The sequence below is a fragment of the Ferriphaselus amnicola genome (genome assembly GCF_000974685.2).
In the GTDB taxonomy this organism is placed as follows: Bacteria; Pseudomonadota; Gammaproteobacteria; order Burkholderiales; family Gallionellaceae; genus Ferriphaselus; species Ferriphaselus amnicola.
Genome location: NZ_AP018738.1, coordinates 1,227,411 through 1,252,396 on the forward strand (window position 1 = coordinate 1,227,411; position 24,986 = coordinate 1,252,396).

Annotated in this window: 28 protein-coding genes, 1 tRNA gene and 1 other RNA gene; 19 read left to right on the forward strand and 11 right to left on the reverse strand. The window is 56.0% G+C overall.

The features are described from left to right. Positions 1-78: 78 nt before the first annotated feature. The 11 genes from OYT1_RS05930 to OYT1_RS05980 all read left to right on the forward strand — a co-directional run bounded on the left by OYT1_RS05930 (position 79) and on the right by OYT1_RS05980 (position 7,250). A complete protein-coding gene (locus OYT1_RS05930) occupies positions 79-1,017 on the forward strand; it encodes a CobD/CbiB family protein (RefSeq protein WP_062627041.1) in 939 nt (312 codons plus the stop codon). Positions 1,018-1,092: 75 nt separating this feature from the next. Then, positions 1,093-2,184, forward strand: a complete 1,092-nt coding sequence (gene hemH / locus OYT1_RS05935; protein WP_062627042.1) for a ferrochelatase — start codon at positions 1,093-1,095, stop codon at positions 2,182-2,184. Positions 2,185-2,268: 84 nt separating this feature from the next. Next, the gene (locus OYT1_RS05940) at positions 2,269-2,469 is read left to right on the forward strand and encodes a DUF3330 domain-containing protein (protein WP_084612020.1); all 201 of its coding nucleotides are present in this window, start codon (positions 2,269-2,271) and stop codon (positions 2,467-2,469) included. Continuing rightward, on the forward strand, positions 2,469-2,921 hold the full coding sequence (locus OYT1_RS05945; RefSeq protein WP_062627043.1) for a peroxiredoxin: 453 nt from the start codon (positions 2,469-2,471) through the stop codon (positions 2,919-2,921). Before OYT1_RS05940 ends, OYT1_RS05945 begins: the two co-directional genes overlap by 1 nt. Before the next feature lie 4 nt (positions 2,922-2,925). After that, positions 2,926-4,335: a PhoH family protein gene (locus OYT1_RS05950; protein WP_062627044.1), complete on the forward strand. Its 1,410-nt coding sequence runs from the start codon at positions 2,926-2,928 to the stop codon at positions 4,333-4,335. A gap of 3 nt (positions 4,336-4,338) precedes the next feature. After that, complete coding sequence (locus OYT1_RS05955) at positions 4,339-4,953, forward strand: glutathione S-transferase C-terminal domain-containing protein (protein ID WP_062627045.1); 615 nt, start codon at positions 4,339-4,341, stop codon at positions 4,951-4,953. Then, positions 4,950-5,321 carry a peptide-methionine (R)-S-oxide reductase MsrB gene (msrB, locus tag OYT1_RS05960; RefSeq protein WP_062627046.1) on the forward strand — a complete coding sequence of 124 codons (372 nt, stop codon included), beginning with the start codon at positions 4,950-4,952 and terminating at the stop codon, positions 5,319-5,321. Before OYT1_RS05955 ends, msrB begins: the two co-directional genes overlap by 4 nt. A gap of 23 nt (positions 5,322-5,344) precedes the next feature. Further along, the gene (locus OYT1_RS05965) at positions 5,345-5,887 is read left to right on the forward strand and encodes a septation protein A (RefSeq protein WP_062627047.1); all 543 of its coding nucleotides are present in this window, start codon (positions 5,345-5,347) and stop codon (positions 5,885-5,887) included. Then, positions 5,887-6,189, forward strand: a complete 303-nt coding sequence (locus OYT1_RS05970; protein WP_062627048.1) for a YciI family protein — start codon at positions 5,887-5,889, stop codon at positions 6,187-6,189. Before OYT1_RS05965 ends, OYT1_RS05970 begins: the two co-directional genes overlap by 1 nt. Next, on the forward strand, positions 6,186-6,458 hold the full coding sequence (locus tag OYT1_RS05975) for a BolA family protein (RefSeq protein ID WP_062627049.1): 273 nt from the start codon (positions 6,186-6,188) through the stop codon (positions 6,456-6,458). Before OYT1_RS05970 ends, OYT1_RS05975 begins: the two co-directional genes overlap by 4 nt. A gap of 12 nt (positions 6,459-6,470) precedes the next feature. After that, positions 6,471-7,250, forward strand: a complete 780-nt coding sequence (locus OYT1_RS05980; protein ID WP_062627050.1) for a peptidylprolyl isomerase — start codon at positions 6,471-6,473, stop codon at positions 7,248-7,250. 95 nt (positions 7,251-7,345) lie between these two features. Here the strand turns inward: OYT1_RS05980 and OYT1_RS05985 are convergent, their stop codons facing one another. After that, a complete protein-coding gene (locus OYT1_RS05985; RefSeq protein ID WP_062627051.1) occupies positions 7,346-8,218 on the reverse strand; it encodes a prephenate dehydrogenase in 873 nt (290 codons plus the stop codon). 86 nt (positions 8,219-8,304) lie between these two features. Between OYT1_RS05985 and OYT1_RS05990 the strand changes: the two genes are divergently transcribed. Continuing rightward, a tRNA-Leu gene (locus OYT1_RS05990) sits at positions 8,305-8,389 on the forward strand. Between the two features lie 63 nt (positions 8,390-8,452). On the opposite strand, the gene aroF is transcribed toward OYT1_RS05990, so the two are convergent. The 6 genes from aroF to gyrA are packed head-to-tail and all read right to left on the reverse strand — an operon-like array spanning position 8,453 to position 16,563. After that, on the reverse strand, positions 8,453-9,469 hold the full coding sequence (gene aroF / locus OYT1_RS05995; protein WP_062627052.1) for a 3-deoxy-7-phosphoheptulonate synthase: 1,017 nt from the start codon (positions 9,467-9,469) through the stop codon (positions 8,453-8,455). Continuing rightward, positions 9,466-10,575 carry a histidinol-phosphate transaminase gene (gene hisC, locus OYT1_RS06000; protein WP_062627053.1) on the reverse strand — a complete coding sequence of 370 codons (1,110 nt, stop codon included), beginning with the start codon at positions 10,573-10,575 and terminating at the stop codon, positions 9,466-9,468. The genes aroF and hisC overlap by 4 nt, the downstream gene beginning before the upstream one ends. 38 nt (positions 10,576-10,613) lie before the next feature. Further along, on the reverse strand, positions 10,614-11,678 hold the full coding sequence (pheA, locus tag OYT1_RS06005) for a prephenate dehydratase (RefSeq protein ID WP_062627054.1): 1,065 nt from the start codon (positions 11,676-11,678) through the stop codon (positions 10,614-10,616). A gap of 15 nt (positions 11,679-11,693) precedes the next feature. After that, positions 11,694-12,881, reverse strand: coding sequence for a phosphoglycerate dehydrogenase (locus OYT1_RS06010; protein ID WP_062627055.1), 1,188 nt, complete (start codon positions 12,879-12,881; stop codon positions 11,694-11,696). After that, positions 12,874-13,956: a 3-phosphoserine/phosphohydroxythreonine transaminase gene (gene serC / locus OYT1_RS06015; RefSeq protein WP_062627056.1), complete on the reverse strand. Its 1,083-nt coding sequence runs from the start codon at positions 13,954-13,956 to the stop codon at positions 12,874-12,876. The genes OYT1_RS06010 and serC overlap by 8 nt, the downstream gene beginning before the upstream one ends. Before the next feature lie 21 nt (positions 13,957-13,977). Continuing rightward, positions 13,978-16,563 carry a DNA gyrase subunit A gene (gyrA, locus tag OYT1_RS06020; RefSeq protein WP_062627057.1) on the reverse strand — a complete coding sequence of 862 codons (2,586 nt, stop codon included), beginning with the start codon at positions 16,561-16,563 and terminating at the stop codon, positions 13,978-13,980. A gap of 200 nt (positions 16,564-16,763) precedes the next feature. On the opposite strand from gyrA, the gene OYT1_RS06025 reads away from it, so the two are divergent. The 4 genes from OYT1_RS06025 to ssrA all read left to right on the forward strand — a co-directional run bounded on the left by OYT1_RS06025 (position 16,764) and on the right by ssrA (position 19,241). Then, positions 16,764-17,411 carry an OmpA family protein gene (locus tag OYT1_RS06025; protein ID WP_084612021.1) on the forward strand — a complete coding sequence of 216 codons (648 nt, stop codon included), beginning with the start codon at positions 16,764-16,766 and terminating at the stop codon, positions 17,409-17,411. Between the two features lie 95 nt (positions 17,412-17,506). Continuing rightward, entirely contained in the window at positions 17,507-18,202 is a 696-nt protein-coding gene (ubiG, locus tag OYT1_RS06030) for a bifunctional 2-polyprenyl-6-hydroxyphenol methylase/3-demethylubiquinol 3-O-methyltransferase UbiG (RefSeq protein ID WP_062627059.1), read from the forward strand. Then, entirely contained in the window at positions 18,195-18,842 is a 648-nt protein-coding gene (locus OYT1_RS06035; RefSeq protein ID WP_062627060.1) for an HAD-IA family hydrolase, read from the forward strand. Before ubiG ends, OYT1_RS06035 begins: the two co-directional genes overlap by 8 nt. A 32-nt stretch (positions 18,843-18,874) precedes the next feature. Beyond that, positions 18,875-19,241: a transfer-messenger RNA gene (ssrA, locus tag OYT1_RS06040) on the forward strand. Between the two features lie 268 nt (positions 19,242-19,509). Here the strand turns inward: ssrA and OYT1_RS06045 are convergent. Genes OYT1_RS06045 through OYT1_RS06060 form a run of 4 tightly spaced genes read right to left on the reverse strand, consistent with a single transcriptional unit; the run spans position 19,510 to position 21,969 of the window. Beyond that, positions 19,510-19,908 carry a hypothetical protein gene (locus OYT1_RS06045; protein WP_062627061.1) on the reverse strand — a complete coding sequence of 133 codons (399 nt, stop codon included), beginning with the start codon at positions 19,906-19,908 and terminating at the stop codon, positions 19,510-19,512. Further along, a complete protein-coding gene (locus OYT1_RS06050) occupies positions 19,905-21,260 on the reverse strand; it encodes a recombinase family protein (RefSeq protein ID WP_062627062.1) in 1,356 nt (451 codons plus the stop codon). Before OYT1_RS06050 ends, OYT1_RS06045 begins: the two co-directional genes overlap by 4 nt. Further along, positions 21,257-21,754: a DUF2924 domain-containing protein gene (locus OYT1_RS06055; RefSeq protein WP_062627063.1), complete on the reverse strand. Its 498-nt coding sequence runs from the start codon at positions 21,752-21,754 to the stop codon at positions 21,257-21,259. The genes OYT1_RS06050 and OYT1_RS06055 overlap by 4 nt, the downstream gene beginning before the upstream one ends. 2 nt (positions 21,755-21,756) lie before the next feature. Then, complete coding sequence (locus OYT1_RS06060; RefSeq protein WP_062627064.1) at positions 21,757-21,969, reverse strand: hypothetical protein; 213 nt, start codon at positions 21,967-21,969, stop codon at positions 21,757-21,759. A gap of 185 nt (positions 21,970-22,154) precedes the next feature. Here OYT1_RS06060 and OYT1_RS06065 point away from each other — a divergent pair, with 185 nt between their 5' ends. From OYT1_RS06065 to OYT1_RS06075, 3 genes are read left to right on the forward strand one after another with little or no spacing between them, the layout of a single operon-like run. After that, positions 22,155-22,754, forward strand: a complete 600-nt coding sequence (locus OYT1_RS06065; RefSeq protein ID WP_062627065.1) for a LexA family protein — start codon at positions 22,155-22,157, stop codon at positions 22,752-22,754. Between the two features lie 15 nt (positions 22,755-22,769). Beyond that, positions 22,770-24,011 (forward strand): hypothetical protein, encoded by a 1,242-nt coding sequence (locus OYT1_RS06070; RefSeq protein ID WP_062627066.1) that lies wholly within the window; start codon positions 22,770-22,772, stop codon positions 24,009-24,011. Next, entirely contained in the window at positions 24,008-24,973 is a 966-nt protein-coding gene (locus OYT1_RS06075) for a hypothetical protein (protein WP_062627067.1), read from the forward strand. The genes OYT1_RS06070 and OYT1_RS06075 overlap by 4 nt, the downstream gene beginning before the upstream one ends. Positions 24,974-24,986 lie beyond the last annotated feature (13 nt).

Sequence of the window (24,986 nt, forward strand, 5' to 3'; positions counted from 1 at the left end):
CCTTCAGAGGATGGCTGCTGCCCCACCCGTTACAGCTTTGTGTTATCTTGCGCGCATTCCGCACAAGCCCAGATTGTCATGAGCCTGTTCTCCCTCATCGTCGCCTTACTTTTGGAACAATGGCAGCCTCTCGCCACACGCAGGTTGCGGTTAGACTGGGTACAAGGCTATGTTGATTTCTTTCAGCATCGTTTCAATGCAGGCCAGCATCAGCATGGCAGAATGGCTTGGTTGGCTGCGACTGGACTTCCTCTGCTGGGCATCAGCTTAGCCTTCAATCTACTCGATGCCCTACACCCTCTACTTGCCCTGCTGTTCTGCATACTCATCGTTTACCTGACGCTGGGTTTTCATCAGTCCACACAGCAATTCAACGAGATACACCAAGCTTTGCGTGACGGCGACGATACCCGTGCCGCCACTTTGCTCTCCATCTGGCGCGGTATTCCCAGCTACGAACTCAGTGCTCCCGAACTCGCCCGAGTCGCTATCGAAGAAGCGCTACTGGCGGCACACCGGCATATCTTCGGTGTCATGCTTTGGTTTCTCATCGGCATGTTATTGGGCCTAGGGCCGGCAGGTGCGGTGGTGTACCGGCTGTCTCAATATCTGGATAAGCGCTGGGGGAGCCTGCACGATTCCGATCACGGTGACTTCGGTCAGTTTTCACGACGAGCCTATGCTTGGCTGGAGTGGCTGCCTGTGCGACTGGTCGCAGGTACGTTCGCTATCGTCGGCGATTTTGAAGAGTCCGTGTTTTGCTGGCGCACGCAGGCCAAAAATTGGCTGCAACCGGAACTTGGTATCCTGCTGGCTAGTGGCGCTGGCGCACTCGGTGTGCGACTGGGGCAGCCTATCACCGTAGCGGGTCAGATCGTTGAGCGGCCAGAGTTGGGTGCGGGCGATGAGGCTGATCCTGATTTTATGCAGAGCACCACCGGTCTAGTCTGGCGGACACTGGTGTTCTGGCTGATCGTATTACTGCTGATCACGCTCTCAACGCTGGTAGGCGGTTAGCCCTGTTACAAGCAAGGTTGGGGCTGGCTGACGCACTAGGTTATTATCCCGCATCACAAATCTTTCGATACTGCTATGGCTTACCTCGTTGAACCCACTTACACCCACGGCACGCCCGAAAAGACGGCGGTTCTGCTCGTCAACCTCGGCACACCGGATGCGCCTACCGCCGCCGCACTGCGTCCCTACCTCAAACAGTTCCTCAGCGATCCGCGCGTAGTCGAGATCCCCAAACCGATCTGGTGGATGATACTCAACGGCATCATCCTCAACGTCCGTCCGAAGAAATCTGCGCTTAAATACGCCAGCGTGTGGATGCCGGAAGGTTCGCCGTTGAAAGTGCATACCGAGCGTCAAACTGCGCTGCTGAGCAAACAGCTGTCCGAGATCGTGCCTGATGCTCCATTGGTGGTGGATTACGCCATGCGCTACGGCAATCCTTCCATCCCCGATGTACTGGCGAAGCTAAAAGCGCAAAACTGTCAGCGTATCCTGCTGGTACCGATGTACCCACAATACGCCGCCAGCACGGTCGCCACGGCCTGCGACGAAGTGTTCGCGCAGTTGCAGAAGATGCGTAATGCACCTGCCCTGCGCACCATACGCCATTATCACGACGATGCCGCTTACATCGCCGCGACTGCGCAGAACGTGCGCGACCATTGGACGCTGCATGGCCGACCGGACATGCTGTTGATGAGCTTCCACGGTCTGCCGCGCTACACCCTAGAAAAAGGCGATCCCTATCACTGTGAATGTCATAAAACTGGGCGGCTGATCGCCGAAGCGTTGGGGCTGAGTCGTGACGAGTATCGCATCACCTTTCAATCGCGCTTCGGCAAGGCTGAATGGTTGCAACCCTACACCACCGCAACCTTGAAAGAATTGGGCAAAGCTAACACCCGCCGCGTCGATGTGATCTGCCCCGGATTCCTTGCGGATTGCCTAGAGACCTTGGAAGAGATCGCTCAAGAGGGCAAAGAGGATTTCCAGCATGCAGGCGGTGGAGAGTTTCACTACATCCCCTGTTTGAATGAACGACCCGATTGGATAAGTGCACTGACTAAGCTGACACTGGACAATCTACAGGGCTGGCTGGCAAGCCCAGATGCGGTGGCTCTGGAACAGGGGCGGCTACGCGCGATCGAGCTCGGAGCTCAGCGATAAAAGGCGCGGCTAGCCATAACTTGGTTGCGCCGACTTTGCCTAAGTCGTACCATCGAGGCGTGTCCCAACCATCAGGAGGTCGCCATGAATAAGCCAGTATCGTCCAATACCGAGTCTCTGGTTCAATGCTGCGTCTGCCGCAAGGAAGTGCCAAGAAGTGCAGCCGTGATGCCCGAAAGTTCAGGGTATGTCGAGCATTTCTGCGGTAGCGATTGCTACGACCAATACTTCGCTGAGCACCCCGAAAAAGTCCGCCCCACCCGCACTCCACAAGGAAAGGCCTGATGACCCAACTCCCTGATTTCACGCTCCCCGCGACCAGCGGAACCATATTTCAGCTTGCCGCTGCGCGCGGCAAGAATCTCGTGATCTACTTCTATCCAAAGGACAATACGCCGGGCTGTACGCTGGAAAGTTCGCAGTTCCGAGACCTTTATCCTGAGTTTCAACAAGCCGGTTGTGAAGTGGTCGGCATCTCGCGCGACAGCCTTAAATCGCACGAAAATTTCAAAGCCAAATTCACCCTACCCTTCGCCCTGCTATCCGATACCGAAGAAACCGCATGTAATCTGTTCGGTGTCATCAAGCAAAAGATGATGTACGGTAAGCAAGTGCGCGGTATCGAACGGAGCACCTTCGTGCTCGATCAAGACGGCGCGCTGCGTCGAGAATGGCGCGGTCTCAAAGCGGACGGCCACGCTGCTGAAGTTCTCCAATTCGTCAAAACACTGGGATAAAAACATGCCTACACGCAAAGCTACCCGCTCCGATACCAAGCTGTTCGTTCTTGATACCAACGTGCTGATGCACGATCCCACCAGCTTGTTCCGCTTTGAGGAGCATGACATCTGCTTGCCGATGTTCGTGCTGGAGGAGTTGGACAACAAGAAAAAAGGCATGACCGAAGTGGCGCGCAACGCCCGTCAAGCCAGCCGTTATCTGGATGATCTGGTCAGCGATGCGCCGCTCAAGATCGAAGACGGCATCCTCTTGGATAAGTTGGGTAACAAGAACGCCACTGGGCGATTGTTCCTGCAAACCCAGTTCATCAAGTACGAACTGCCGCCCACGCTGGAATCCGGCAAGGCCGACAACGCCATTCTCGGCGTGTTGATGGCGCTACAGATCGAGCAACCCAAGCGTTCGGTGATCCTCGTCTCCAAAGACATCAACATGCGCATCAAGGCTCGTGCGCTGGGGCTGGAGGCACAGGATTACTTCAACGACAAGGTGCTGGAAGACAGCGACCTGCTCTATACCGGAGTGCTGGGTTTGCCCGAGGACTTTTGGGAGAGCCACGGCAAGGACATGCAATCTTGGCAGCAGGACGGCCACACTTGGTACAAGATCAAAGGCCCACTCTGTCCCGCTTTTTTCACCAACCAGTTCGTCTATCTGGAAAGCGGTACGCCGCTCTACGCCAAGGTGGTTTCGCAAGAGGGCGACACCGCCACTCTGCGCACGCTGACCGACTACACCCACCAAAAGAATGCCGTCTGGGGCATCACCGCGCGTAACCGCGAACAGAACTTCGTGTTTAATCTGCTGATGGACCCGGATATCGACTTCGTCACATTGCTGGGACAAGCGGGCACCGGCAAGACCTTGCTCACACTGGCTGCAGGTCTGTGGCAGACGCTAGAAAAGAAACTCTACGCCGAGATCATCATCACCCGCGTCACCGTGCCGGTGGGTGAAGACATCGGCTTCCTGCCCGGTACCGAAGAGGAAAAGATGACACCGTGGATGGGCGCACTAGAGGACAACCTCGACGTACTCAATCAGTCCGAGAACACAGACGCGGGCGACTGGGGACGGGCTGCCACCCGCGACCTGATCAAGTCGCGTGTCAAAATCAAGTCGCTTAACTTCATGCGCGGTCGAACTTTCCTCAATAAGTTTCTGATTATTGACGAAGCACAAAACCTAACACCGAAGCAGATGAAGACCTTGGTCACCCGCGCCGGCCCCGGCACCAAGGTGGTCTGTATGGGCAACATCGCCCAGATCGATACGCCGTATCTGACTGAAGGCAGCTCCGGTCTTACCTACGTGGTGGATAGATTCAAAGGCTGGGACCACAGCGGCCACGTCACCCTGATGCGCGGCGAACGGTCGAGGTTGGCGGACCACGCGGCGGAGGTGCTGTAAGTCATGAAGTTACTCGGCACCCAAACCAGCCCCTACGTGCGTAAAGTGCGTCTGGTGCTGCTGGAAAAACACATCACCCATGATTACCTGATCGACGCGCCGCGTGATGCGGGTAGTCAGGTGGCGCGCGTGAATCCTTTGGGACGCATCCCGGCATTGATTCTGGACGACGAGATTTGCGTGTTCGATTCGCCGGTGATCGCCGAGTACGCCGACACGCTGAATGACACGCCGATTCTGATCCCGCGCGACGATGCGCTGGCACGGATGCAAGTCAAACGCTGGGAGGCGCTGGCAGACGGCATCATGGATTCGGCGGTGGCGGTGCGCAACGAGCGTGTGCGTCCAGAGGAAAAACAAGAGCCGAACAACATCACACTGCACAACAACGCCGTGACCCGCGCGCTGGCGTACGCCGCCGAGTTACTGGGTGAGCATGAGTTCTGCACCGGCAAGGCGCTAACGCTAGCGGACTTGGCGTTGGTCAGCGCACTGGTCTATCTTGATCTGCGCCAGCCGGAGCGCGATTGGCGCAGCGCCCATGCTAATCTGGCCGCGTGGTTCGCACGGATGGCTGAGCGGGAAAGCGTGAAGATCAGCTTGGCCGAGCAGCCATGAGCACACCGGATACCGATCTCACCCCCGAGCAACATCGCATCTGCCGCCAGTGCGGCACCGAGCCGCCGTTCAGCGGCGAGTATTGGGATTGCCATGAGGCGGGAATATATCGCTGCGTGTGCTGCAGTGAGGCGCTGTTCGATGCCGCGACCAAATTCAATTCAGGTACGGGTTGGCCGAGCTACTGGCAACCGACCAGCGCCGAGGCGATCAAAGAATTGGCCGATCACTCGCACGGGATGCGCCGCGTAGAAGTGCGTTGCGCCCACTGCGACGCGCACCTCGGCCATCTGTTCGAGGATGGCCCCGCTCCCACTGGGCTGCGCTATTGCATCAACTCCGCCGCGCTGAAGCTCGACAGAGCCTGACATTCTCGGGATAATCCGCCGCCATGAAACTGCTCTTCGATCTCTTCCCCGTCATCCTGTTCTTCGTCACCTTCAAGTTCGCAGGTATCTATGCCGCGACAAGTGCCGCCATCGCTGCTACAGTCGCCCAGATCATCTGGACCAAATGGCGGCATGGAAAAGTGGAGAAAATGCTGTGGGTGAGCTTCGGCATCATCACGGTGATGGGCGGCGCAACGCTGCTGCTGCATGACGAAAGCTTCATCAAGTGGAAACCGACCATCTTGTATTGGGCCTTCGCTGCTGCGCTGTTGTTCTCCAACTTACTGTTCCGAAAAAACCTGATCAAGGCTCTGTTGCAAGAGAAGATCGCCCTGCCCAACCAGGTCTGGCGTAATCTCAATCTAGCCTGGAGCATGTTCTTCACGGTATTGGGCTGCATCAATCTCTACGTCGCGTTCAACTACACCACCGACCAGTGGGTCAATTTCAAACTGTTCGGCGCGACTGGGCTGATGTTCGCCTTCATTCTGGCGCAGTCGTTCTTCCTCGCCAAATACGCCGAGCAGGACAAGGAGCAGAACTGATGCTGTACGCCATCACTGGAGCCGACATCGCCGACAGCCTGTCGCGCCGACTTGACGCACGTCCCGCGCATCTTGCTCGTTTGCAGGCCTTGCAGGGCGAAGGCCGCTTGCTGCTGGCGGGCCCCTTCCCTGCCGTGGATGCGGTCGATCCCGGCGCAGCGGGGTTCACCGGTAGCCTGATCGTGGCGGAATTCACCTCGCTGGAAGCGGCACAAGCATGGGCAGAAGCTGATCCCTATGTCGCCGCTGGCGTGTATAGCAGTGTCAGCGTCCAACCCTTCAAGAAAGTGTTCCCAGCATGAGTCGGATGGACGAGATTCGCAAACGACTCGCTGCGTTAGACCCCATCCAGTTACAACTGCTAGATGACAGCGCAGCGCATGCCGGACATGCTGGTGCGCGTAGCGGCGGCGGGCATTTTCGCTTGCGCATCGTCGCTGCGGCGTTCGCTGGCAAGCACACCGTGGCGCGGCATCGCATGGTATATTCCGCGCTGCAAAATTTGATGACGGGCGACATTCACGCCCTGACCATCACTGCCCTCACCCCCGAGGAATCGAACTCACTTTAGAGAGGATAGTTCATGTTGAACGTAGCAAAACCTGCCCTGATCGCTCTGGCCTTGCTGGCCGCCTTCCCGGCCTCCGCCGAAGACAAATCCGCCGCCATGGTGAATGGTGTGTCCATTCCACAATCTCGCGTGGACGCTCGCGTCAAGGCAATGGCAGCTCAAGGTCAGCCAGACACACCAGAAGTTCGCAAAGGTATCAAGGATAGCCTCATCAATTTGGAAGTGCTGTCGCAAGCAGCGGCCAAGCAAGGGCTGGACAAGAGTCCAGAAGTGCTGGCTCAAATCGAATTGATCCGCCAGAATGTGCTGGCCGATGCTTATGTGCAGGATTACATCAAAACTCACCCAGTCAGCGAAGATGCGATGAAGGCTGAGTTCAATCGCCTCAAGGGGCAGGCCAGCAAGAATGAATACAAGGCTCGCCACATTCTGGTGAAGACCGAAGCTGAAGCCAAGGAACTTGTAGCCCAATTGAAAAAGGGTGCTAAGTTCGAGAAGCTGGCGGCTAAATCCATGGATCCAGGCTCTGCCAAGCAAGGTGGCGACTTGGGTTGGGCTGATCCTAAGGGCTTCGTGAAAGAGTTTGCCGATGCGCTGGTCAGCCTGAACAAGGGGCAAGTCAGCGAGCCTGTGCAGACTCAGTTCGGCTGGCACGTGATTCGTCTAGATGACACCCGTGAGCACAAGACTCCTGACTTCGAGCAAGTGAAGCCTCAGATCGCCCAACATTTGCAACAACAGCAGATCCAGCAAGCAGTCACCGACCTGCGCGCTGCTGCGAAGATCGAATAAGACTCAAGCTCAGGTCTGAATTAAAAAGTCCTCGCTAGCGTAAGCTAGGAGGACTTTTTTCTGCCTATTCTCTGCCCCTCAAGGTCGGGGAGTACTCATTGCTGCTTCCAACTACCTCTCACTTGGCTGGAGACACGAAACACCTCTTCCAGCTTGGCCGCATCGGCTTCAGTTAGTGCTTGATGCAAATGCTCTAACTCCCGCTGATATAGCCCCAATTCACTGAGCAACGCCCCGCGATTGGCGAGGCAGATGTCGCGCCACATCTCCGGGGAACTGGCAGCGATGCGGGTGAAGTCACGAAAGCCGCTGGCGGCAAAGGATAGCAATAGATCGCGGTTGTCGCGCTGAGCGATGTCGTGCACCAGAGCGAACGATAGCAAGTGCGGAAGATGGCTGACGGCGGCGAATACCTCATCGTGTTGTGCGGGTGTCAGTTCGCACACGGCAGCGCCGCACAACTCCCAGAACAGTCGCACACTGGCAATGGCGGCATCGCTGTTTTCTGGCAAGGGAGTGACCACCACTTTCTTACCTTGATATAGCTCGGCTAGCGCTGCCGATGCGCCGCTCTTCTCGGCTCCGGCGATGGGGTGCGCAGGGACGAACTGTCCGACCTTGTCACCTAGATTCGCATACGCCGCCGCGACTACGTCACTCTTAGTGCTACCGCCATCGGTAAGCAAGGTATTAGCGCCTAAGTAAGGCGCGATACGGGCAAAGATCGTAGCCATCTGCGCGACGGGCGTAGCCAACAGAATCAGATCCGCATCAGCCACTTCGGCCGCTTCACTCTCCCCGATACGATCAACGATGCCCAAGCGCATAGCCTCATCCAACGTAGTTTTGCTACGCCCAAAGCCGACAATTTCACGCACCGCTCCCGCTTGACGCAAAGCCAACGCAAACGATCCACCGATCAGCCCGACTCCGTAAATGACGATCTTGTTCAATTCAGCCACGCCCATCTTTTAAGTTTTGTGCAATCAATCATCGGAAACTTACGCTGGCCTCTGGAAAATACTACGTACCGTGATACAATGCGCGCCGTTTTGCGAAAGTGGCGGAATTGGTAGACGCACTGGATTTAGGTTCCAGCGCCGCAAGGCGTGCAGGTTCGATTCCTGTCTTTCGCACCAACGGCTTATCTTGTATTCCTCAAGTGACTTGGCGAGAATATCTCGCCAAGTCCTTTCTGTAAATTAAATCGTACGACCCACTGCTCCTGCGATAGCACTCAGCGTGCCCATCAGCTTTTTCAGTTCTTGCGGAGTCAAGGCCTGATCCGCGTCGCACCAAGCATCACACGGGCTAGGGTGCATCTCGACTAGCAAGCCATCCGCGCCCGCAGCAACCGCTGCCTGTGACAATGCCGCCACCATCCATGCCTTACCGCCAGCATGCGAGGGATCAACGATCACCGGCAAGTGAGTCTCTTTCTTCAGCACCGGGATCGCAGTCACGTCCAGCACATTGCGGTAGTAAGTCTCGAAGGTGCGAATGCCGCGCTCGCAGAAAATGATGTTGTGGTTGCCGCCCGCCGCGATGTACTCCGCCGCCATCAGCCATTCGGAGATCGTGGCCGACATGCCGCGCTTAAGGATCACCGGTTTGTTGCAGCGCCCCACTTCCTTGAGCAGATCGAAGTTCTGCATATTTCGGGTGCCGATCTGGATCACGTCCACGTCGTATTCGAGGAAGGTGTCGAGTTGGCGTGCGTCCATCAGTTCGGTGACGATAGGCAATTTATACTTTTCAGCGGCCTTACGGAACATGTCCAAACCTTCGGCACCGTGACCTTGGAAAGCGTACGGACTGGTGCGCGGCTTGAACGCGCCACCGCGCATCAAGCGGCAGCCGGCTTCGTGCACAAATTGTGCGGATAGGTCCATCTGCTCCTGCGTCTCCACCGAGCACGGCCCAGCGATGATCTGGATCTGATTGCCGCCCAACGGAATGCCGCCGATGTCGATGATGGTGTCCTGCTTGTGCGACTCGCGCGATACGATCTTGTATTGCTTGGTGACGTGCATCGCCGACTCCACGCCGGGCAGCGGCGTGAACATCTCCGGTGTCAGCTTGCGCTCATCGCCAATGGCACCGATCACAGTGCGCTCGATGCCGCGCGAGATGTTGGCTTGCAGACCCGCGTTTTCAAGTTTCTTTACCACCGTGCCGATCTCGGCATCGGTGACTTCACTACCCATAATGATGATCATTTACTCTCTCCGATTGCCTGCTCCAATGCAGACAAAAATTTAGCGTTTTCTTGTTCAGTACCGATGCTGACACGCAAAAAATCAGGCATGGCGTAATTTGCGACTGGGCGCACGATCACACCCAGTTCCAGCAGACGGCGGAAGATATGAGCCGCGCCTGCCACTTTGAAGCTGACGAAATTGCCGAACGACGGGATGAATGACAGTCCCATTGCGCGCAAGCCGGCAGTGATCTGCTCCATGCCTTGCTGGTTAAGCAAATAGGTCTGGCGCACGAATTCTTTGTCCTGCAATGCGGCCACGGCCGCCGCTTGCGCAACGCTGTTGACGTTGAATGGCTGGCGCACGCGATTGAGCATATCCACTACCTGCTCGTGAGCGATGGCATATCCCACGCGCAAACCAGCCAACCCATAAGCCTTGGAGAAGGTGCGCGAGATGATCAGGTTCGGAAAGTCCTTCAAGTATCTCACTGAATCAAAGCGGAACTCATCCGACAAGTATTCGTTGTAGGCCTCGTCCAGCACCACCAGAATGTTCTGCGGCAAGGCGCGCAGGAAGCCCATCAACTCGATCTCACCGAAATAAGTTCCCGTCGGGTTGTTCGGATTAGCGATGAACACCACCTTAGGCTGATGCTCAATGGCTGCCGCCAACATCGCGTTCAAATCATGTCCGTAGTTCTTAGCTGCAACCGAAACCCCAGTAGCTCCGACCGCCTGAGTAGCCAGCGGATAGACCGCGAACGCGTGGTCAGAAAACACGGCCTTGTCGCCGGGAGACAAAAAGGCGTGGGCAACCAATTCAAGGACGTCATTCGAGCCATTGCCCAGCACCACGTTGGCCAGATTGACTTCGTAACGCTGGCTGAGTGCCGATTTCAGCTCGTAACCATTGCCATCTGGGTAGAGCGCGATGGAAGCTATAGCTTCATGCATCGCAGCAATGGCTTTGGGACTGGCTCCGAGCGGATTCTCGTTGGATGCCAGTTTAACGATGTCTGCCGGATCAAGGCCGAGTTCACGCGCCAACTCAGGGATGGGCTTGCCCGGTTGGTAGGGGGCGATGTCGCGCACATACTGGGGAGCGAGTTCTGTGTAGTTCATATGTTTCAGCTAAATAGCCGGTGAAATTTAAGTTCGCTCTAAACAGCGACTGGATACGATCCCAAAACCTTGACGAATGAAGCGACTTGCCCAAGCTCAGCCAGTGCCGCCGCCACTTTGGTATCCTGCTGATGCCCTTCGATGTCCACGAAGAATACGTATTCCCACAGGCCGGAACGTGCCGGACGCGATTCCAGCTTGGTCATCGATACACCGTGGTGAGCCAGCGGAGTCAACAGATCATGCACAGCACCGGGACGGTTCGCCGCTGAAATCACCAGCGAAGTCTTATCGCAACCGGAGGGGGAAACTTGCTGATCGCCGATCACCAAAAAACGAGTGGTATTGCGCGGATCATCTTCGATGTTTTCCACGAGCAAAGGAACATCGAACCGCTCTGAGGCTTGCTTACCGGCCACCGCCGCACTGTCGGCCTGTTGGGATGCTAGGCGCGCCGCTTCAGAATTACTCGATACGGCGATACGTTCAGCGTGCGGCAGATTGGCATTGAGCCAGCCCTGACATTGCCCCAGCGATTGTGGATGGGAATACACGCGCCGCACCTCTGCCAAAGTTGAGTTTGACATCAGGCATTGATGCACCTGCAATGGCACCTCACCACAGAGTTTCAACGGACTTTGCAGCATCAAATCCAGCGTGCGTCCAACGGCTCCTTCGGTCGAATTCTCAACCGGCACTACGCCGTAGCGCACTTCATTGCTCTCAACTTTACGAAATACCTCGTCGATCGAGGCACACGGGACGCACACGCTGGCGTGACCAAAACGCTTGAGCGCAGCCGCTTCGGTAAACGATCCTGCTGGGCCGAGATAGGCGATGGATAGCGGCGCTTCCAATGCCCGGCAATGCGACATAACTTCTGTAAATAGCTGGGAGATACTGCCGTTCGGCAGCGGGCCTTGATTGGCCTCATTCAAGCGACGCAGCACTTGTGCCTCGCGCTCGGGACGCAACACTGCCCCGCCCTGCTTGGCGTGACCGATCTGCTGCGCCAGAGCTGCACGCTGGTTGAACAGACGCAGCAACTCATCGTCGATGCGATCAATCTGTACGCGGAACTGCTTGAGGGCGTCGTCACTCATGCTCAGAACTCTTCCTTACTTGGTATCCAGCGGCAGATCACGAACTTTCAACACGCCGGGAATGGCGGCAAGCTGCGCGATCACCTCAGCGGGAACAAGGCTATCTACGTCCACCAAGGTGTAAGCCATTTCACCACGCGACTTATTCATCATCGTATGAATGTTGATGCCCGCCCCCGCCAGCGTGCTGGAAATCTGTCCCAGCATATTGGGTACGTTGGCATTAGCGATGGCTAGACGGTAATTGGATTCGCGCGCCATCACCAGCGTCGGGAAATTCACCGTATTGACCAAGTTGCCGTGCTCCAAATAGTCGCGCACTTGATCGGCGACCATCATGGCACAGTTATCTTCCGCCTCTTCGGTGGAAGCTCCCAGATGCGGCAGCGCGATGATGCCTGCCTGTCCCTGAGCTTGGGCAGTAGGAAAATCGCACACATAGCCGCGCAGATGCTTGGAAGCCAAGCCAGCCAAGACGGCCGCCTCATCAACGATGGCATCACGAGCGAAATTGAGCAGCACGCTGCCTGACTTCATCGTCTGTACGCGTTTTTCATTGATGAGCCCTTTCGTTGCGGGCAGCAAGGGCACATGAAGAGTCACGAAGTCGCTGTGCTTGAGTAGCTCTTCCACCGTGTTTGCCTTCTTTACTTGCGAAGGCAAACTCCAAGCTGCATCTACCGTGATCTCAGGATCGAAGCCGATGACGTTCATGCCTAAACGGATGGCGGCATCAGCGACTAGACGACCAATTGCGCCCAAGCCGATCACACCCAGCGTGCGACCACGCAGCTCGATGCCGGCGTAATGCTTCTTGCCGTCTTCGACCTGTTTGTGCAGTGATGCGTCATCGCCCTGTAAGCTGGCGACGAAACCCAGTGCAGGAACGATGTTGCGCGAGGCCAGCAACATACCGGTGATGACCAACTCCTTCACGGCATTGGCATTAGCTCCGGCAGCATTGAACACCGGCACGCCGCGCGCGCTCATCTGCGCTACCGGAACGTTGTTGGTTCCCGCACCGGCACGCGCAATCGCCAGCACCGAGGCTGGGATGTCCATTTCGTGCATATTCTGCGATCGAACCAATATCGCATCCGGCTCAGCGATGTCATTGCCAATGCGATAGCTGGCCGTCGGCAGACGCTTCAGTCCGACCGACGAGATCTTGTTCAGCGTGAGGATGCCGTAGGTCTTAGCCATGGCTCTTGGCGAACTCGCCCATGAATTCGACCAAAGCTTGTACTCCTTCGACCGTCATAGCGTTGTAAATCGAGGCGCGCATACCGCCTACCGAGCGGTGGCCCTTCAGTTGCAACAAGCCACGCGCATCGGCTTGCTTCAGAAAATCGCTATCTAGGGCAGCATCCTTGAGCGTGAACGGCACATTCATGCGCGAACGGTCGGCATGGTTTACTGGGCAGTTGTAGAAGCCGTTGCTGGAATCAATGGCGGCATACAGCAAATTCGCCTTGAGGATATTGGTCTGCTCCATCGCGGCGATACCACCGCTCTTCTTCAGCCACTGGAACACCAGCCCAGCCATGTAGATAGCGAAGGTGGGCGGCGTGTTGTACATGGAGTCGTTATCGGCGTGGGTCTTGTAATCCAGCATCGTCGGCGTGCCAGCGGGCACTTGGCCGATCAGGTCGTCGCGAACAATGACCAATGTCAGGCCAGCCGGGCCGATGTTCTTTTGCGCACCGGCGTAGATCAGGCCGAATTTGCTCACATCAATGACGCGCGACAGAATGTTGGAGGACATGTCCGCCACCAGTGGCACGTCGCCAGTCTCAGGAACCCAGTTGAACTCGACACCGCCGATGGTCTCGTTCGGCGTGTAATGCAGAAAAGCCGCGTTCGGGTCGCATTTCCAAGTATCGAAAGCTGGGACGTAAGAGCAGTTTTTGTCCTTGTTGTCAGCCACCACGTTCACGCCGCCAAACTTCTTCGCCTCACCGATGGCCTTCTTCGACCACTCACCAGTGTTGAGGTAATCGGCGGAAGCCTTACCCCGCAACAAGTTCAATGGGATCATCGAGAATTGCAGATGCGCACCACCTTGCAGGAACAGCACCTTGTAGTTCGCTGGGATGCCCATCAATTCGCGCAGATCGGCTTCGGCTTGAGCATGGATGCCCATGTATTCCTTGCCGCGATGCGACATTTCCATCACCGACATGCCGCTGCCCTGCCAATCGGCCAGTTCGGCTTGTGCCTGTTGCAATACAGCCTTAGGTAATACGGCTGGGCCTGCGCTGAAATTGTAGATGGTCATCTTGCTCGTGCTCCGTTCAGATTATTCGGATACTTCTTCAGATACTTCGGTGTCATCAGGCTCTTCCGTCTCGGCGATCCGGCTCAACCCCGCCAGTTTGTCGCCCGCTTCCAAATTGATGAGTGTCACGCCCTGAGTCGCGCGGCTCATTTCCCGGATCTCCCTGACGCGAGTGCGGATCAGTACGCCATTGGTTCCGATCAGCATGATCTCGTCTTCGGTATTTACCAGTGCTGCCGCGACAACCTTGCCATTACGTTCCGAGGTCTGGATAGCGATCATGCCTTGCGTACCACGACCATGACGGGTGTATTCGGCGATCGGAGTGCGTTTGCCATAGCCGTTCTCGGTGGCCGTCAACACGCCCTGCTGCTCATCTTCTGCCACCAGCAAGGCGATTACCTTACCGCCTTTAGCCAGATTCATGCCGCGTACGCCGCGCGTGTCACGCCCCATCGGACGGACATCATCTTCATCGAAGCGCACGGCTTTACCTTCATCCGAGAACAGCATCACGTCATGCTTGCCATCTGTGACCGCCACGCCAATGAGGAAATCCCCCTCATCCAGCGCAATGGCAATGATACCTGCCTTGCGGGGATTACCGAACTGGGACAGCGCCGTTTTCTTGACCGTACCGCCTGCCGTAGCAAAGAAGATGAACTTGTCTTCGACGAACTCGCGTACCGGCAAGATAGCATTGATCTTTTCGCCCGGCTCCAATGCCAACATATTGACGATAGGCTTGCCGCGCGATGTTCGGCTACCCAGCGGAACTTCATACACCTTGAGCCAATAAGCGCGGCCACGGTTAGTGAAGCACAGGATGTAGTCGTGGGTATTGGCGATGAACAGATTATCAACAAAGTCATCTTCTTTGGTCGATGCCGCCTGCTTGCCGCGTCCACCGCGCTTTTGCGCACGGTACTCATCCAGCGACTGCGCCTTCATATAGCCCGCATGAGACAAGGTCACCACCACATCTTCCGAGGCGATCATGTCTTCCATGGTCATGTCTTGCACGTAGGTAATGATCTCGCTGCGACGCTTGTCGCCGAACTGGTTCTTGATGAGATTGAGCTCTTCACCGATGATGAACGAGACACGCTCGGGCTTGGCTAGGATATCGAGCAGGTCAGCGATCTTGTCCATCACTTCGCGGTATTCACCGACGATCTTGTCTTGCTCCAGCCCTGTCAGTCGTTGCAAACGCAACTCCAAAATGGCTTGCGCCTGAACTTCGGATAGGCGATAGCCTCGTTCTGCGCCCTCACCAACCAGTCCGAACTCTAGAGACAGATTATCAGGGCGCGAGGCGTTGCTAACGCGACTCAACATATCTTCAACCAAAGACGAGCGCCAAGTACGCGACATCAGCCCACGCTTGGCATCAGCAGGCGCAGCAGCCGCTTTGATAAGGGCAATGATCTCGTCCACATTAGACAACGCAACCGCTAGGCCTTCCAACACATGGCCGCGTTCACGCGCCTTGCGCAGTTCAAAGATGGTGCGACGTGTCACCACTTCGCGGCGGTGGCGCAGGAAGGCGTCGAGGAATTGCTTAAGATTGAGCAGCTTGGGCTGGCCGTCGAGCAAGGCGACCATGTTCATGCCAAAACTATCTTGCAACTGGGTTTGCTTGTACAGCTGGTTGAGGATCACTTCCGGTACTTCACCGCGCTTTAGCTCGATCACTGCGCGCATCCCGGATTTATCTGATTCATCACGAATCTCGGAAATCCCCTCAATCTTCTTTTCACGTACAAGCTCGCCAATCTTGATCAGCAAGTTGGCCTTATTCACTTGGTAAGGCAACTCATCGATAATGATGGCCTGACGATCATTGCTCTTACTAATCGGCTCGAAATGGCAGCGACCACGCATGATGACGCGACCACGACCAGTGCGATAGCCCTCCTTGATGCCGGCTGTGCCATAGATCAGGGCAGCGGTCGGAAAGTCTGGCGCAGGAATCAATTCGATCAGCTCTTCGATATCCATATCTGGGTTGGCCAGCAACGCCAGACAGCCATCGATCACCTCATTCATATTGTGCGGCGGAATGTTGGTCGCCATGCCGACAGCAATACCCGAGGAACCATTCACCAGCAAATTGGGGAAGCGCGCGGGAAATACCAGCGGTTCATGCTCCGAACCATCGTAGTTCGGTCCGAAATCCACCGTTTCTTTGTCTAGATCTTCCAGCAACTGATGGGCGATCTTCGACATACGGATCTCGGTGTAACGCATCGCGGCGGCATTGTCGCCATCGACCGAACCGAAGTTACCCTGACCGTCCACCAACATGTAGCGCAGAGAAAAGCTCTGCGCCATACGCACGATGGTGTCGTACACCGCAGTATCTCCGTGCGGGTGATACTTACCGATCACATCACCGACGATACGCGCCGACTTCTTATAAGCGCGATTCCAGTCGTTAGATAATTCGTGCATCGCAAACAGGACACGGCGATGGACCGGCTTCAGCCCATCGCGCGCATCTGGCAAGGCACGACCTACGATTACGCTCATGGCGTAATCCAAGTAGGACTTGCGCATTTCCTCTTCAAGACTGACCGACAGGGTTTCCTTAGCGAATTGTTCCATAGTGGCAGCGATACCTGATTTATTGACTGGTAAAAACAGCCCGCGAGTTTATCACGCCAGACCAAGGCAAAACAAAGCAAAAATGCCACAGTTTTGTTGCAATAGCGCATCACTATTTACAAGCCGCCGCGCTACGCTTACTATCCCGCCCAGTGTGCAGTGAGCACCGAAAGAACATCAACTAATATAAGGATTCCACCATGAAACTGAGCCTCGGACAAACTCTGCTGTTGGCAGCCCTTTCTTCCTCCAGCTTGACCGCATTAGCCCACCCAAACAGCATTGGATACGCATACGACGAGCGCGGAGTTATTGCTCGTGATGGCTACGGAAATTGCGTTCGCACCGCTGAGTGGGCAAAGGAAAATGCAGTTAAAGAGTGTGATCCCGCACTGTTCCCAGCTCCCGTTGCTGTTAAGCCAGCACCTGTAGTCGTTGCACCCGCTCCAGCACCGGCACCTATGCCAGTTAAGATTGAACTGAGCGCCGATAACTCCTTCGACACCGGCAAATCGACACTGAAGCCTGAAGGTCAAGCCGTACTTGACAAGCTGGCAGCCGATTTGAATGGCGTAACTTTCGACAAGCTCACCATCGTTGGTCATGCTGACCGTCGCGGCTCCAAAGCTAGCAACCAGAAGCTGTCTGAAGATCGCGCTAACTCGGTCAAGGCTTATCTGGCAAGCAAGGGTGTTGATGGCGGAAAGATGAGTGCTTCCGGCATGGGTAGCAGCGAGCCTGTAACTGCAGCTGGCGATTGCAAGAAGCTGAAGGGTGCCAAGCTGGCAACATGCCTGTCTCCTGATCGTCGCGTATCTATCCGCGTATCTGGCACAAAACTGAAGTAATTCAGTTAAGCAGTTTTAAAAGCCCCGCAATGCGGGGCTTTTTTATTGCCTGCCAATTTGTTACATTTCACTGACACCCAAACTGGAAATATGTGATGAGCAACGCCGACCCCATAGAACTTGAGAAATTCAGCCAACTCGCCCATCGCTGGTGGGATCAAAACAGTGAGTTCAAGCCGCTACACGAGATCAACCCCTTACGCTTAGACTACATCAACCGCCTCGCCCAATTGCCCGGAAAATCCGTATTGGATGTCGGCTGCGGCGGCGGGATATTGTCTGAGAGCATGGCCGGTATCGGCGCGCATGTCACCGGTATCGACCTAGGTGACAAAGCGCTGCAAGTGGCCAAATTGCACCTACTCGAAAGTGGCAAGCAAGTCACTTACCGCAAGATTGCGGTCGAGGAGCTCGCCGCAGAACAGCCTGCTAGCTTTGATGTCGTCACCTGCATGGAGATGCTGGAGCATGTTCCCGACCCACAAAGTGTCATCCGTGCCTGTTCGCAACTGGTCAAACCCGGCGGTCATGTCTTCTTTTCCACGCTAAATCGTAATCCAAAATCCTACTTATTTGCGGTCATCGGAGCAGAGTACTTGCTTAACCTACTGCCGCGAGGCACGCACGATTACGCTAAGTTCATCAAACCCTCGGAGCTGGCCCAGTTCAGCCGCAACGCTGGACTCAATACGCTCGATCTGACCGGCATGAGTTACAACCCAATCAGCAAAGTCTATTTGCTAGGCAAAGATACCGACGTCAACTACATAGTGGCTTGTCAGCGTGATTAAAGCCGTCCTGTTTGACCTTGATGGCACCTTTGCTGACACTGCACCCGATCTAGCCGCAGCTACTAATCATGTGCGCGCTCAGCATGGTCTTGCCCCTCTGCCCCTAGACGTACTGCGTCCACAAGCCTCCCACGGCTCTGCAGGTCTGCTCAGCGTCGGCATGAACATCTCACCGGAACACCCTGACTTTCCAGCACTTCGTGAACAGTTCTTAGCACATTACACCGCTCATATCTGCGACCATACCTGCCTATTCACTGGCATGGCCGAATTGATTGATGAGCTAGAACAGCGCAATTTGCCGTGGGGAATCGTCACCAACAAGCCCCACCGATTCACTCTTCCGCTCATGCACGCACTTAGCTACTCAGACCGCACCCACTGCCTAGTTAGCGGAGATAGCTGTGACCACGCAAAACCACATCCCGAACCAATGCTATATGCGGCCAAACTACTTAGCGTCGATCCGCAACACTGCCTCTATCTGGGCGATGACCGACGCGACATGGAAGCCGCACAAGCTGCCAATATGCATGGCGTCGTCGCTACTTATGGCTATGTCAATGCCGACTGGCCAAGCTGGCCAGCCACCGCCTCCATACAAACCCCGCAGGAACTAATCCTCCATCTCAACAAGTGAAGCTGCTACAATCGCCCTGCTAGTAACAAAACGGGGGCGACTTGGCTTCGACGTGGGTTGCAAAGCAGCGTAGGGCATACCGAGGACCCGCAACCTCGTAAATCAGCTGGAAAACAAATAGTCGCAAACGACGAAACTTACGCACTGGCCGCTTAAGGCCTGCCCTCACACCCCGTTGTCCATGGAGGGGCTCGATACCGCAAGGTTGAGATGAGTGAGGTCATTACATGGAATCGTGCGGCGTAGGGTTACTTTACGCAGCACTAAACGCAAGGTAACTCGTCCCGTACCAGCCTGCCGATTGGCGTGTCCGGGCCTAAAACAAATAATCAGGCTAAGTATGTAGAACTATCTGTAGAGGACTCGCGGACGGGGGTTCAATTCCCCCCGCCTCCACCAATATATAAAGGTCAACGGTTATCCGTTGGCCTTTTTTATTACGTATTGCCGCGTATCCGTGGGGTTTCCTGCTAACTCTTGCGGACTTCCTGTCCCGCCATTCGGTCACGGTTTGGTCAAAAATTTCTCTCTCTGCGCCGTTATTCTCTCCTGCCCCACCTAACCACCAAGCTGCGAAGTCCGCGAGATGAAAATTTTATATCGCATGATTTCAATAAATTACGCGCGGACTCGTCAACACGGTTTGATTGGAAAATTGGCAAGGAGATTACTCCCAAACCAGCGGTGGATCAGCTGCCAACTCCAGTAGCGTGATATTGTCCGGCAGTGTGTCGTTCAGGATTGCAGCAACAACGTATGGCGACAGCATGGTCAGATTGATCATCCGGCTGACGTAGCTATTGTCCACGCCTTCGCGGGTGGCTAGTTCGCGTATGGTCGTTACCTCGCCCGATTCCAGCATGGCGAGCCACCGATGGCCTCGTGCCAGTGCCAATTGAATGGACGTGGGATTCTGCGGTTTGTGCGGCGTCCCCGTTTCACCGTTCGGCAGCGTGATCCGCTTACACCCACCACGCCGACGAATCTGGATCGGGATGTTCAGCGTCAGCTTGCCGTCGCTGGACGGGATGACGTCGGCAGCGCCGTTGACGTTGATCGCGGTCATGCCATCACCTTTTCATCCACATCCACCTTGGCAGGTTGCAACTCCATCACCATCTGCTCGATGCCGTTGGCTCGCAGCCGCAGCTCGATATTGGTCGGAGACACGATGACCTTTTCTACCAGCAATTTGACGATGCGCGTCTGCTCTGCCGGAAACAGTTGCTCCCAGATGATGTCCAGCCGTGTCATCGCTACCGTAATCTGCGCCTCGTCGAGTTTGTCGTTGAGTGCGATGGCCTGCGGCACGATCTCACCGATCATCGTGGGCTGGCGCATGATGGCGCGCAACTGGTCGAGTACCGCTGTTTCCAGTTGATCGGCAGGCAAACGCGGCAGACCCGATGCACCGGCGAACTCCTTGGCATCACGTTGCGGTATGTAATATCGGTAGCGCCGCCCATTTTTCTTGGTGGTGTGCCATGGCGACAGCGCGCGTCCGTCATTGCCGAACACAATGCCTTTGAGCAAATACGGAACCTTGGCTCGGGTGGCATTGCCGCGCACGCGGCCATTGCTGGCCAGTATTGCCTGTACGTCGCCCCACAGTTTTTCGTCGATGATGGCAATGTGCTCCGCCTGATACCACTGCTCTTTGTGGCGCAGCTCGCCAAGGTATGTCCTATTATTGAGTAGCTTGTAAATCAGGCTTTTGTCGATCGGTTTGCCCTCGCGCACCTTGCCGTCCTGTGTCACCCACGCCTTGGAGGTCACGCCATCCAGTCGCAGCTCTTTGACCAGCAGCGTGGTCGAACCGATTTCCACGAAGCGCTGGAAGATATGCCGGATCAACTTCGCTTCCTTGGCATTTTGGACAAGGCGACGGTTTTCGACATCGTAGCCCAGCGGCGGGATGCCGCCCATCCACATCCCCTTCTTCTTGCTGGCGGTGATCTTGTCGCGGATGCGCTCGCCGGTGACCTCACGCTCGAACTGGGCGAAGGACAGCAGCACATTGAGCATCAGCCGTCCCATGCTGGTCGTGGTGTTGAACTGCTGGGTGACGGAAACAAATGACACACCTTGGCGCTCGAACACCTCGACCATTCTGGAGAAATCGGAAAGGCTGCGAGTCAGGCGGTCAATTTTGTAGATCACGACCACATCGATCTTGCCCGCCTCGATGTCGGCGATCAGACGTTTCAGTCCCGGACGCTCCATATTGCCGCCGGAGAATGCCGGATCGTCATAATCGTCAGCGACCGCAATCCACCCCTCGGCGCGCTGACTGGCGATATAGGCATGACCGGCATCACGTTGTGCATCGATGGAGTTGTATTCCTGATCCAGTCCTTCCTCGCTGGACTTGCGGGTGTAGACCGCGCAGCGCAGGCGACGTTTGATTGTCTCGCTCATTTACGCGCTCCCCTCTTCGACTTCTTCGCGGGTTGATTTTGACGGAGACCGAAAAACAACGGCCCAGACCAACGCGTTCCGGTGATCTCGCGGGCGATGATGGACAGGCTGCCGTAGCGCCTGCCCTCGTACTCATACTGACCATCGGCTTCGACGACCACGCGATGTTCGACATCCTGATATAGCCGGGTCAGCACGGTTCCGACCGACGGCAGATAATCCTTGCTGCGCGCAGTCACCTTGCCCCGCTCCATCAGTGTTTCGATACGGCGCTTGTTACTCTCCAGCAGGTTGCGATCCACCTTGCGGAATTCGACGATCTGCAATTTGTAGGCGATGCGCCGTTCCAGAAACTGCCGGTTGTGGGTTGGCGTGTCGCCACCGAACAGGCGTTTCCACATAGCCTTGATCTCGGCCATATTCATCTGCGGCAACTGTGATATTTGCGCAACGACCGATGGCGGCGTGGTGAATTGGGTAGTTCTTGCGTTCATTTTCATTCCTTATTTCTCTGGTTGTTGGAGACCCCATGAACGCTTCGTCCGGGCTGAATAGCAAGTTCAAACTCGCTCTCTAATTCCATGGTTTCTGGTTGACGCGATCTTGGCTCATGCATGCGTGCAATGCCGCGTGCCAGCAACGTGGCGACCTCCTGCCTGCGCTGTTCCGAGGTCATCCGGTCGGGTGGTGTTTGGTTCACATCCATCATTGGTATCACTCCTGTTCTGTCCAACTGTTTCGATACAGAAATTGTGCAACGACAGGGGCTGAAATCCAGCGAGGGAGTTTCAAACAGCTACGAACGGATGCGGGCTATTGCGAAAAAGATATGAAGATTTTTTACTGGGATGATTATTTTTGACGAGAGAACGCCCGTTCTCTACAATATCACCCATGAAAACTTCCCAGCAAAAATCGGCCAACGACCGGGAGCATTTGGCCCGTCTGCAGGCGTACTACGCCGAGTATCGGACCTTTCCGTCCTATGCCCGTCTGATGGCGATACTAGGGTTTGCCTCCAAGTCCGCCATCAAGAAGGTATTGGAACGGCTCGAAGCGGCAGGAATGCTGGAACGCACGCCGGATGGTGACTGGGCACCGAGTGACAGTTTCTTCGAGCGCACGATTGCCAGCCAGCCGGTTCCGGCAGGTGCGCCGGTCGCCGTATCAGACGAGACCTGCGAGCAGGTCATGCTGGATCGCTTCCTGATCGAGAAACCGGCGCAAACCGTGATCATTCGGGTCAAGGGGGAGTCGATGATCGATGCTGGCATCCACAGCGGCGATCTAGCCATCGTCGAACGCCGGACTCACGCGCAGCCCGGCGAACTGGTGGTCGGCATCGTCGATGACGAGTTCACGCTCAAGACACTGGGGCGTGACAAGGAAGGTTTTCATCTGATTCCAGCCAATCCGGATTTCTCGATCATCCGGCCACAGGGCAAACTGGAAATTTTTGGGGTCGTTGTCGGCCTGGTGCGCAAATATTCGTAAAGGAAAACCCCATACATGAAAATCTTCAACCCACGCCATTTCCTCCGGCACATCTCGATGCCGACGCTGCACGAATTCACCGAAGCGCATGTTCTTAATTCCCGACTGAACATCGACTGGGAACAGCCACCCGAAACCCTGCCCACACAACTGGCTGATGCGGTCGAGGCACTGGATGCGTCGCTGCCCAATTCAGACCTACCTGCCGCCGAACGTGAGGCAATCGGCCACGACATCCATATCTGGTACGACGATCTGCGCCGTGCGCACATGATGTCGAACGGTCTGGCGATCAAAGAATTTCAGGTGGCCTGCAATGGCGATGCCGAGGTGGAAGCCGCCTTCGCCTCGCGTGACGAACGTGAAAAAGCCCTCTGGATGATGGCATTCCGTGACAAGGCGTTTCGCGATGCCGAACTGCACATCGCGTTTCAGGCCAAAACCAACGGCAAGTATTGGAAGAAACACCGCATCCAACCCGGCCTCGATCCGACCCGCGATCGCGCGAAACTGGAAGCCTTCTGTCACGAGGTCGCCAAGCTCTACAAGAAGGTCGGCGCGGGTGATGGCACCCACATCGAGATCAGCGAGCGCGCCGCCGATGGCAGTATCCAGTTGGCCATTTATGTGGAAGGTCCGGTGACAGCCATTGCCCATTTTAGCGAGAACCATTTCAAACGCATCACCACCCGCATCGCACTGGAAACTGCGCTGGTCTACCACCCCGACTCCGGGTTTGTGGAAACGATCGTCAAAGGCGGTGCTGCCAACCACACTGCCGTCCTCCAGTTGTTCGGCAAGCATGTGGTCGAGAAAGAAATCGCGCCCGAGGCGATCGAGAAGGCACGATTCAAACTCAATGCGCTGCGTGACGGCATGCTGGAACCGTTCGATGACTGGTCGGTTCACGGAGTCGAAAAGGTTCGGCTGCGCCGCGCACGTTTCAGTCCCAATGGCAGCACCGGGATTTCCTTCGAGGTCGAAGCGCCACCTGCAAAGGATCAGGACGATGCCATCAAGCTCGCACTCGAGAATCTCAAAATCCAGCACACCTTCGAAGCCGAATACAACCTGATCCGTGCCTGCCTCATGGTTTACCCGCTGACCTCGGCAGATCAAAAAACCACGCATTTCAGCTTCGACGTGAGTTCGACCGGATCGTCCACCATCAAAAACCTATCCGCGCACAATCAGCAGATTGCCAACATCGTCTTGCAGGCGCTGAATGTCATCGAGGCCGACGAGGTGCCTGCATGAGTCAGTCGCAGTGTGATGCCACCGCACTCCTCTGCCGCCTACTGGATAGCAGCAAGCCTGAAATCAATGGGCTGACGCTGTGCAGCGGCGAGCATGCCAATGCCGGACAGCAATTGCTGCGCGAACGCGTGCTGGTGATCGGCACCCCGCTTGACTGGGTGACTTGCTCCGAGTGCGGCATCGAAACTGCGCGCGTCGTGCGCGAACTGGCGCATGACCACATCCTGCTGTTATGTCCGTCATGCGGTGAGGTCAGTGCGCCGCGTCGCCTGCGCGAGACATTCAAGCCCAGCCTGCCCAAACTGATAACCGCCCTGCAGCTCGGGCTCGGCCTGTCACCCACCGGTGCAAAAACCATCGAACCGGAGATCTGCTGGAGGCTAGGCACCACCGAGCCCACACGCGGCAAACTGGTCACATGGTATTTCGCGCGCCACCTGCATCAGCCCAAGGTCGCGCATCACCTGCGGGAACAGATCAAGCTCGACAAGGTCGTCCAGTCCTGCCGAATCATCACCTGCAGCGAATTACCGTTGCCGGATGGCTCACCCTTGATGGGACTGAATGTCGCCAACTTGGCCACACTCGCGCGTATCAGTCAGAGCAAATTTGAGTTTTTTGCAGATCGGCTGACGGCACCCGGACCGCAAGTCCCCGAAGAAGCCACACCGGGAACATCCCTGAAATATGTGGATGCGCAGGCCAAGGTCTATATCGACGGGCAGGCCTATGACTTGGAACCACGGCACCGGTCCATTCTGCTGGCGCTGATGAACGACCTCGACCACGAGATGGACAAGGATGCACTCAAATCAGCGTGCGGTTCGGAATCACAGCGCTTTTCTCCGAGCAAGGAGTTCGACCGCATCCCAGCTGTGTATCGGACTTTCATCCGATATCTGCGTGGTGACGAGCGCTATGCATTGATCATTCCGGAAGAGGATCAGCACTGGCTGCACTGATTTTACTTTCCGA

What these genes read in the sequence shown, in the direction of transcription:
- OYT1_RS06060 (WP_062627064.1), bottom strand. Translation starts at nt 21,969, where the DNA reads ATGATGGATGTGAACCAAACACCACCCGACCGGATGACCTCGGAACAG.
- ubiG (WP_062627059.1), top strand. Translation starts at nt 17,507, where the DNA reads ATGAGCAACGCCGACCCCATAGAACTTGAGAAATTCAGCCAACTCGCC.
- OYT1_RS05930 (WP_062627041.1), top strand. Translation starts at nt 79, where the DNA reads ATGAGCCTGTTCTCCCTCATCGTCGCCTTACTTTTGGAACAATGGCAG.
- OYT1_RS05940 (WP_084612020.1), top strand. Translation starts at nt 2,269, where the DNA reads ATGAATAAGCCAGTATCGTCCAATACCGAGTCTCTGGTTCAATGCTGC.
- gyrA (WP_062627057.1), bottom strand. Translation starts at nt 16,563, where the DNA reads ATGGAACAATTCGCTAAGGAAACCCTGTCGGTCAGTCTTGAAGAGGAA.
- aroF (WP_062627052.1), bottom strand. Translation starts at nt 9,469, where the DNA reads ATGATCATCATTATGGGTAGTGAAGTCACCGATGCCGAGATCGGCACG.
- serC (WP_062627056.1), bottom strand. Translation starts at nt 13,956, where the DNA reads ATGACCATCTACAATTTCAGCGCAGGCCCAGCCGTATTACCTAAGGCT.
- OYT1_RS06070 (WP_062627066.1), top strand. Translation starts at nt 22,770, where the DNA reads ATGAAAATCTTCAACCCACGCCATTTCCTCCGGCACATCTCGATGCCG.
- OYT1_RS06065 (WP_062627065.1), top strand. Translation starts at nt 22,155, where the DNA reads ATGAAAACTTCCCAGCAAAAATCGGCCAACGACCGGGAGCATTTGGCC.
- OYT1_RS05945 (WP_062627043.1), top strand. Translation starts at nt 2,469, where the DNA reads ATGACCCAACTCCCTGATTTCACGCTCCCCGCGACCAGCGGAACCATA.
- OYT1_RS06010 (WP_062627055.1), bottom strand. Translation starts at nt 12,881, where the DNA reads ATGGCTAAGACCTACGGCATCCTCACGCTGAACAAGATCTCGTCGGTC.
- OYT1_RS05965 (WP_062627047.1), top strand. Translation starts at nt 5,345, where the DNA reads ATGAAACTGCTCTTCGATCTCTTCCCCGTCATCCTGTTCTTCGTCACC.
- OYT1_RS06025 (WP_084612021.1), top strand. Translation starts at nt 16,764, where the DNA reads ATGAAACTGAGCCTCGGACAAACTCTGCTGTTGGCAGCCCTTTCTTCC.
- OYT1_RS06075 (WP_062627067.1), top strand. Translation starts at nt 24,008, where the DNA reads ATGAGTCAGTCGCAGTGTGATGCCACCGCACTCCTCTGCCGCCTACTG.
- OYT1_RS05950 (WP_062627044.1), top strand. Translation starts at nt 2,926, where the DNA reads ATGCCTACACGCAAAGCTACCCGCTCCGATACCAAGCTGTTCGTTCTT.
- OYT1_RS06050 (WP_062627062.1), bottom strand. Translation starts at nt 21,260, where the DNA reads ATGAGCGAGACAATCAAACGTCGCCTGCGCTGCGCGGTCTACACCCGC.
- hisC (WP_062627053.1), bottom strand. Translation starts at nt 10,575, where the DNA reads ATGAACTACACAGAACTCGCTCCCCAGTATGTGCGCGACATCGCCCCC.
- OYT1_RS05975 (WP_062627049.1), top strand. Translation starts at nt 6,186, where the DNA reads ATGAGTCGGATGGACGAGATTCGCAAACGACTCGCTGCGTTAGACCCC.
- pheA (WP_062627054.1), bottom strand. Translation starts at nt 11,678, where the DNA reads ATGAGTGACGACGCCCTCAAGCAGTTCCGCGTACAGATTGATCGCATC.
- OYT1_RS05980 (WP_062627050.1), top strand. Translation starts at nt 6,471, where the DNA reads ATGTTGAACGTAGCAAAACCTGCCCTGATCGCTCTGGCCTTGCTGGCC.
- OYT1_RS05970 (WP_062627048.1), top strand. Translation starts at nt 5,887, where the DNA reads ATGCTGTACGCCATCACTGGAGCCGACATCGCCGACAGCCTGTCGCGC.
- OYT1_RS05955 (WP_062627045.1), top strand. Translation starts at nt 4,339, where the DNA reads ATGAAGTTACTCGGCACCCAAACCAGCCCCTACGTGCGTAAAGTGCGT.
- OYT1_RS06055 (WP_062627063.1), bottom strand. Translation starts at nt 21,754, where the DNA reads ATGAACGCAAGAACTACCCAATTCACCACGCCGCCATCGGTCGTTGCG.
- msrB (WP_062627046.1), top strand. Translation starts at nt 4,950, where the DNA reads ATGAGCACACCGGATACCGATCTCACCCCCGAGCAACATCGCATCTGC.
- hemH (WP_062627042.1), top strand. Translation starts at nt 1,093, where the DNA reads ATGGCTTACCTCGTTGAACCCACTTACACCCACGGCACGCCCGAAAAG.
- OYT1_RS05985 (WP_062627051.1), bottom strand. Translation starts at nt 8,218, where the DNA reads ATGGGCGTGGCTGAATTGAACAAGATCGTCATTTACGGAGTCGGGCTG.
- OYT1_RS06045 (WP_062627061.1), bottom strand. Translation starts at nt 19,908, where the DNA reads ATGACCGCGATCAACGTCAACGGCGCTGCCGACGTCATCCCGTCCAGC.